The 5,503-nt window shown below is 38.8% G+C and carries 5 protein-coding genes; 2 read left to right on the top strand and 3 right to left on the bottom strand.

Annotated elements, in window-relative coordinates:
• Window positions 1–144: 144 nt before the first annotated feature.
• Entirely contained in the window at window positions 145–795 is a 651-nt protein-coding gene (locus KQI58_RS22155) for a B3/B4 domain-containing protein (RefSeq protein ID WP_216411103.1), read from the bottom strand.
• Between the two features lie 126 nt (window positions 796–921).
• Between KQI58_RS22155 and KQI58_RS22150 the strand changes: the two genes are divergently transcribed.
• Window positions 922–1,605 carry a metal-dependent hydrolase gene (locus KQI58_RS22150; RefSeq protein WP_216411102.1) on the top strand — a complete coding sequence of 228 codons (684 nt, stop codon included), beginning with the start codon at window positions 922–924 and terminating at the stop codon, window positions 1,603–1,605.
• Between the two features lie 110 nt (window positions 1,606–1,715).
• Complete coding sequence (locus KQI58_RS22145; RefSeq protein WP_216411101.1) at window positions 1,716–2,741, top strand: threonine aldolase family protein; 1,026 nt, start codon at window positions 1,716–1,718, stop codon at window positions 2,739–2,741.
• Window positions 2,742–2,781: 40 nt separating this feature from the next.
• On the opposite strand, the gene KQI58_RS22140 is transcribed toward KQI58_RS22145, so the two are convergent.
• Together KQI58_RS22140 and KQI58_RS22135 are read right to left on the bottom strand one after the other, a co-directional pair.
• Window positions 2,782–4,341, bottom strand: coding sequence for a PucR family transcriptional regulator (locus KQI58_RS22140; protein WP_216411100.1), 1,560 nt, complete (start codon window positions 4,339–4,341; stop codon window positions 2,782–2,784).
• A 330-nt stretch (window positions 4,342–4,671) separates the two neighbouring features.
• Window positions 4,672–5,259: an ATP-dependent Clp protease proteolytic subunit gene (locus tag KQI58_RS22135; RefSeq protein WP_216411099.1), complete on the bottom strand. Its 588-nt coding sequence runs from the start codon at window positions 5,257–5,259 to the stop codon at window positions 4,672–4,674.
• Between the last annotated feature and the right edge of the window lie 244 nt (window positions 5,260–5,503).

Here is a 5,503-nt window from a genome sequence, read left to right as displayed (position 1 = left end):
AATCGCTTATTTAGACGTGCCATCGAGCGAATAAAAGACAAATCCGTAGCACTGGAGAAGAACAATTCTTCCACCAGTACTACGGATTATTTGTCAATATGCTTAAGTTAATGACATTGCAGAAATTTGCCTCGATTTTTTTATTTATACAATTCCTTGTTCGATGATTCGGCAGTCTGCCAAATATTTTTCCAGAATACATTTAACTTCCGCTTGATCAACAATTGCTTCATCTTCGAATTGGTACCCAACTAATAAGGCACGTGTCGTTTCCTCAGCGATCATTCCACGGGTTGAGTCAGAGGTCGGACTGCCGAACGGACCCTCAGTATCTGTTAAGACCAAAAGATTTTCAATATTCACTGATTTATTTCCAATTCCTGCATAGCGTGCCTCTACTTGTCCAACAGTCAATTGGATGGGTTCAGTTACTTTATCAAGGTCATAGGCTCCAAATGGCAGCTTCCATTTTAAAGAAAAATAATTATTCAAATCTACAAGCGCATTGATCTGATACAACCCTTTTTGTTGAACAATCCGACGCCACAAGCTATCAGACGACGGTCTAAAACGTGCAGGATCTTTTCCTAATGTTTTATAAACCTTTTTCGTCGCGACGATCTGCGGATTTTCTTTGATGGTTTCCAATACATCATTCGATTCAATTCTTCTAAGTAAAGGGTTCAACACTTCTTGCCAGATTTTTTCATTATGTGCTTCATTGGTAAATTCGATAACACTATAGGCTAATGATACACCTTGTTCTTTCACTTTTGGCTCTATCGTTAACTGCATACTCTTCCCTCCATCATTTCCCGGTTTAGTTTTCTTCTATTCTAAACGATTTCACACAAAAGCAAAAGCTTCCTTATTATTGAGGATCTTCGTTATAATGAATACGTAGAAAGAGAGGGATATACGATGAAAATTACTTATCATGGGCACTCGGTTCTATCAATTACGACGAAAGATGGACAGAAATTATTATTTGATCCATTTATTACTGGCAATACGTTGACAGACTTAAAGGCAGATGAGGTAGAAACCGATTGGCTTCTAATCACTCATGGACACAGTGACCATATTGGCGACATGATCCCAATTGCCAAACGTAATAATGCCACAATTATTAGTAACGTTGAAATCTGTAGCTTTGCAGAAAAAAATGGTGTGGAAAAGACCCACGGTATGAACATTGGGGGCAAATTTGATTTTCCTTTTGGTCGTGTAAAAATGGTTCATGCCCAACATAGCTCGGGTTATGAGGTAGACGGACAAATGATTTATATGGGGGAACCGGCTGGATTTATTTTCCAAAAAGAAGGTAAAACGATCTATCACGCTGGCGACACCTCAAACTTCGGTGATATGACACTCTTTGGCGAAGCCTTTGATATTGATATTGCTTTTTTACCAATCGGAGATAATTTCACGATGGGACCTAGTGAAGCTGCTAGTGCTGCGAAACGTTTAAAGGCAAAAAAGGTCGTCCCGATCCATTACAACACCTTTCCTGTCATCAAGCAGGACCCTGAAGCTTTTGTCAAACTACTGCCAGAAAATGTTGGCAAGGTCATGGCAGTCGGAGAAACAATCGAACTTTAATTAGCAAGAGGCTTGTGGACTATTTTGTTCACAGGTCTTTTTTGTCACTTGTACATCCTTTCAATCTGCTACAATAAAAGAGAACTAATCGGAAATGGAAGGAGCTCTTTATGCTAAATTTTGAAAGTGATTATTTAGAAGGTGCACATGAAAAAATCCTGCAGCGCATGCTTGAAACCAATGAGGAAAAATTAAGCGGCTATGGTCGAGATAAGTATTCCGCTTCTGCAGTCGAAAAGATTCGCCAAGCCTGTCACTGTCCCGAAGCCGATGTCTTTTTCATCGCAGGCGGTACGATGACCAATGCGTTAGTGATCGCCTCCCTGTTAAAAAAGATTGAAGGTGTTATCGCTCCGGAAACTGGACACATTACCACCCATGAGACAGGTGCAATCGAATTTTCTGGGCACAAAGTTCTAAGTCTGCCGCAAACCAATGGAAAAATATCCGCTCAGCAGGTGCGCTCTTACCTTGAACAATTCTGGTCAGATGACAATCGAGAATTCATGGTTTTCCCGGGAATGGTCTATCTCTCCCATCCAACCGAATACGGCACGCTTTATTCCAAAGAAGAATTGAAAAATATTTCTGAGGTTTGCCGCGAGTTTAAAATTCCCTTATTTATGGATGGTGCGCGGTTAGGCTACGGTCTTGCTAGTCCAGAATCTGATCTGACATTGCCGCTGATTGCAAAATATTGCGATGTCTTTTACATTTGGGGAACGAAAGTCGGCGCATTATTAGGAGAAGCGGTCGTTTTCACTAAAGAAAATTTACCGGAATACTTTGTGGCTCATATGAAGCAGCAAGGCGCACTGCTCGCTAAAGGACGACTGCTGGGTCTGCAATTTGACACCTTATTCACTGATCAACTGTATTTCGAGATCAGTCGGCAGGCAATCGCAATGGCGATGCGCTTGAAAAAAGGGCTGACTAAAAAGAATTATCGTTTTTATTTAGAATCACCCACCAATCAACAGTTTATTATTCTGGAAAATAAGCAAATGGAAGAATTGAAAAAAGAGGTCGCCTTCAGCTTCTGGGAAAAATATGACGATGAGCATACAGTGATTCGTTTTGCGACAAGCTGGGCAACAAAAGAAAAAGATATTGATGCCTTATTAGCGCTATTATAAAAAAGGCGGCTCGCAAATCCGAGCCGCCTTCAGCTTAAAATTATAGACTGATTAAACGATAGGTCAAACAAGCAACGTAGCATTCATAGCTCTCTGAAAAACGCATAACGTTATAGCCTAGCGCTTCGCTAATCTTTTTGATTCGGTACTTCACTGTATTTTTGTGAATAAACAGCTGTTCGCTGCAAATTTGAAAATCGGCTCCAGCATCTAATAAAAAACTGCATAACGTCATCAGCTGTTCTTTGCTGTCCATGATCGGTGATAATACACTAAGGGTCTCTTCCACCTCTGCTTCACCTGATTGGATTAGCTTACTAGCATTCGCGACTTGACGAATCTCACTGATGGAAAAGCTCTTCTTTCCATGAAATAGTTTTGGCAATTGTAATGCAACTTTGTTAACTAGCTGATAGGTCATTCGTACATCCATGGTATTTCGTAAACGTGGACACAAAACGATACTATCGATTATTTCTTGATAGGGACTCGTCCGCAGGTAAGACTCACCTAGCTCTAGCTCAGAATCATTGTGACAATAATTTCCTAACAGTACAATCAATTGGTCATCCATTAATTGAGCAACACAGGTCTTATAAAATTTTGAGGCATAGGCTAGAATATCCTGCCTTAATTTTTTTTCTTCTCGCAAATCATTTAGCTGTAGCAGCCACATTAAACCGATTCCTTTAACATCAATCTTCAAATGATTAGCCAGACGATACATTTTTTCGCTTTCATCATTCAAAATGGCCTGCACTAAAGCATATTCACTAATTTCTCCGTGCTTCTTTCCCCATAAGTTCATTGCCACCTGCAGCAATTCAACAGATTGATTACACTCAGCCTCTGTCAACAGCTCGTTCTCCTTTAACAAATAGAATCGCAGGAGACCATTCTCTTTATGATAAAGCTCTTTGTAAAAAATTGCGAAATCATTTTTTTGAACCTGTTTACCATCCTCCACTACGACTCGACGTAACAGTCGCTCTAGATCAACTGAGGAATTACGCGGCCATTTGACCTGATTAATCACCTCATTATCAGGATTAGTCAAAATGATATTCGTCCGTAGTAAGTCAGAAAGCAATCTCAATGTCACCTCGACTGTCCGCAAATGTTCTGGCAATAATGACGCCTTTTCCAAAACCTCGTTTACAATATTTTCTGTTGGGCGATCCTTCAAAATGGCCGCCATTACTTCCACGATTACTTCGCTATAGCGAATTTGATTTTGATTTTTCGGCATTTGAATAATTACAAAATCTAGATCCTCTGCTGTTTGAATCACTTCTGATGACAATTTAGGAACTACGATCCCTACGTAATAGAGGATGATTCCCAGCTCACCCATTTTATGTAACCGACGAATTGCTTCACATTGTTTTCCTACGTCATCTTTGATGCTGAAAAAAGAAGTCAGTGCTAACTCACCAGAGTGATATTCATTTGTCTCAAGCAAAGTAACATAATCATCCATATCTGAAATATCCAAGAAAGATAAGGATGTGACCGTTTGATTCAAGCAATTTTGTCCACTCATCAACTGAGCTTCACGTAAAGAGGGTAATCCTAACAACTCTTTTAATTTAGCTCCCACATTTATTCCTCCTACTAAAGAAATTATTTTTTTCAGAAAAATTTGTTTCTCCAGCCTTATCCTTTATTCTCGATATGGCTGGCTCCTATTTTTAGAAATCTTTTTATCAACCTCTGCTAAAGCAAAAAGTGAAAACTAATATCCTTAGATTTTTCACATCAAATTTTATTTTTCTTCTAACATTATCAGATTCACTTTTTATTGTCTATCCATTTTTCTTCAAAAGTCGTGAAATCTCTTTAATTGATTGATGTCTACAGTAATATATAGTAAATAGGATAAAATAAGGTAAAAAAAAGATAGGCTCTCGCCTACCTTAAAAAATCTCCTCTATTTAACTGCTGAGTCTGATTCAACAATTTTTCCAACAATGCCATAGTCTTTTGCTTCTTCAGCTGATAACCAGAAATTGCGATCTGTATCTTTTTCGATTTGCTCCAATGTTTGGCCGGTTGCTTTGGCAATCAATTTGTTTACGCGTTTGCGCATGCGTAAAATTTCTTTTGCTTCAATTTGAATTTCAGTTGATTGTCCTTGAACACCGCCTGCTGGCTGATGGATCATATATCGTGTATTTGGCAGACTATAGCGATCTTTTTTATCTGCTGCTAAATAGATTGTAATGCCTGCGCTCGCAACCCAACCAGTTCCTATCATTTTTACTTTTGGTTTAATGAAACGGATGACGTCATGGATCGTATCGCCAGATTCCACATGACCTCCTTGACTGTTAATAAACATCGTGATGGGATCATCGCTGACGGCAGATAGATAAAGCAATTGCTCAGTCACTGACTTCGCCAACTCCTGATTAATCTCACCGTAAATCAAAATCGTCCGTTGCTTCAACAATTTTAACATCATCGGATTTTTTTCTTCTGATTTCTCCATTTCTTCTTCGGCTAAAAATTCATTCATATGAACGCCCTCCTTTTCTTCTAAATCCAGTATAGCTAAAAAGGAGGGGAATGAACAGAAAGAGCAATCAATCAGTAATATTCTGTTTCAATAAAGTTTCTATGCTAAACTATGAATGAAAAAATGGCGGATTTTATAATGAACTTAGCCACTTAAGACAATAAAAAAACGTCATTGCCCAATTTCATGTATTATTGAAGTTCTCACACAATCAATAAAGGATGAACGGACAATGACGCAAATC

It is taken from the genome of Enterococcus raffinosus (assembly GCF_018917525.1).
Classification (GTDB): Bacteria; Bacillota; Bacilli; order Lactobacillales; family Enterococcaceae; genus Enterococcus_A; species Enterococcus_A raffinosus_A.
This window is presented reverse-complemented; position numbering and strand designations above follow the sequence as displayed.

Bases quoted from the DNA above. Each gene is read 5' to 3' on its own strand.
- KQI58_RS22155 (WP_216411103.1), bottom strand. From the start codon at position 795: ATGCAGTTAACGATAGAGCCAAAAGTGAAAGAACAAGGTGTATCATTA.
- KQI58_RS22150 (WP_216411102.1), top strand. From the start codon at position 922: ATGAAAATTACTTATCATGGGCACTCGGTTCTATCAATTACGACGAAA.
- KQI58_RS22145 (WP_216411101.1), top strand. From the start codon at position 1,716: ATGCTAAATTTTGAAAGTGATTATTTAGAAGGTGCACATGAAAAAATC.
- KQI58_RS22135 (WP_216411099.1), bottom strand. From the start codon at position 5,259: ATGAATGAATTTTTAGCCGAAGAAGAAATGGAGAAATCAGAAGAAAAA.